This window comes from Paraburkholderia elongata, assembly GCF_013177735.1.
Classification (GTDB): domain Bacteria; phylum Pseudomonadota; class Gammaproteobacteria; order Burkholderiales; family Burkholderiaceae; genus Paraburkholderia; species Paraburkholderia elongata.
Genome location: NZ_WOEZ01000171.1, coordinates 1 through 1,408, shown reverse-complemented (window position 1 = coordinate 1,408; position 1,408 = coordinate 1). Strand labels below are relative to the sequence as shown.

Genomic DNA, 1,408 nt, shown 5'->3' with positions numbered 1-1,408 from the left:
AGCAGAGCACACCGGTCACGCAATGGGAACCGTTGCGCGTCTCCTCATGGCCGGCTATCGCCAATCAATGCGTCCGGCCTAGCCGGTCGACGTTCACGCGGAATTATTTGACAAGGAGCGGCGATTGTTCGGCCGGAGAGGTCATTCGCAGCCCATCGAGTCCCGTGCTCAACGAATGGCTGGTTGCGAGCGAAGCCTAAGACCGGAGTCGACCGAGGCCGTGTGGAAACGCGTTATGGCGTCGCGGACAAACGGGCGAAGCCCGATCATTGGAAGACACCGTAGAGTATTTCCCAGGGGACGCGGCAGCGCAATACCACCTCTTAACTCATCATCGCCTGGATCTTCATACGGACAGGGGCAGCCGCGCTCGCTGTCGCCGGTCTTTCGTTCGCGGTCTGTACGGCCACGACGAGTCATGCAGCGACCAGCGAGACCAACGCAGCGAAGCGTCGGTCAATCGATGCAAAGGTACAGGGCACCATGTCGCGACTCTACGCGAACGTCAAGGGTTCGCGGGAACTTGTCGCAAAGGCGAACGGCGTGCTCGTGTTCCCCTCCGTGATTCAAGCCGGCTTCGTACGGCGAAGGTGCATTGCGCGTAGGCGGGAAGTCGGTGGGCTACTACAGTACGGTATCCGGTTCGTTCGGCCTCCAGGCGGGTGGCCAATCCAAGGCCATCATCTTCCTGTTCATGACGCGTGATGCGCTCAACCGCTTTCGCCGCTCCGACGGCTGGTCAGCAGGGGGCGAAGGATCGGTCGCGCTTGTGAAGGTAGGAGCGAACGGGGTGATCGATACGAACACGGCAACCGCGCCGGTCGAAGCGTTCGTGCTGACGAATGCCGGTCTGATGGGCGACGTCTCCCTCTCGGGTACCAAGGTGTCGCGTCTGAAAATCTGATGACGGAATTGGCCCTGTGGTTTCGCACGGTCCTCACGATGACGAGTCGGTGAGGAAGGTCAATGCTCATCCCGACTTTCCGGGTGGCGACAACTTTCGCCGCTGTCGCTGAATTTGAAGATCGCGCGGTTCATCGTTTCCAGCGGATCACATGGCTTGCGCTCGGGGCCGCTCCCGCAGCCCTTTCCGAGGCTTGCGACAAGCAGTGCCAATGGGGTGGTTCGTATCTCTATCCGTCAATTCCCTGTGATTTCTTCTATGCGCGCTTCGCGCGCGGCTTACCCATCAACACGGGCTGGAACACCACGATGCCGATCAGCAGGCAGATGAGCGACAGCGCGAGCAGCCGCCCCATGCTCGAGGTACCTGGATGGTGCGACAGCCACAGGCTGCCGAACGCGGTGCCGGTGGTGGCCGCACTGAACAACACGGCGTGCGTAAGGCTCGACTGCAGCAGCCCGGTCCGGATGCTGCGCCACGCCATCACATAGTAGATCTGGAAAG

1 protein-coding gene and 1 pseudogene are annotated in these 1,408 nt (G+C 61.1%); one reads left to right on the top strand and one right to left on the bottom strand.

Annotation, left to right across the window (positions count from 1 at the left end):
* Nucleotides 1-330 precede the first annotated feature (330 nt).
* Nucleotides 331-904 (top strand): annotated as a pseudogene (locus GNZ13_RS28980) (BPSL1445 family SYLF domain-containing lipoprotein).
* Nucleotides 905-1,160: 256 nt separating this feature from the next.
* Here GNZ13_RS28980 and GNZ13_RS28975 read toward each other — a convergent pair.
* Nucleotides 1,161-1,408 (bottom strand): hypothetical protein (locus GNZ13_RS28975; protein WP_172170963.1); only part of this gene is annotated, 248 nt, incomplete at its 5' end.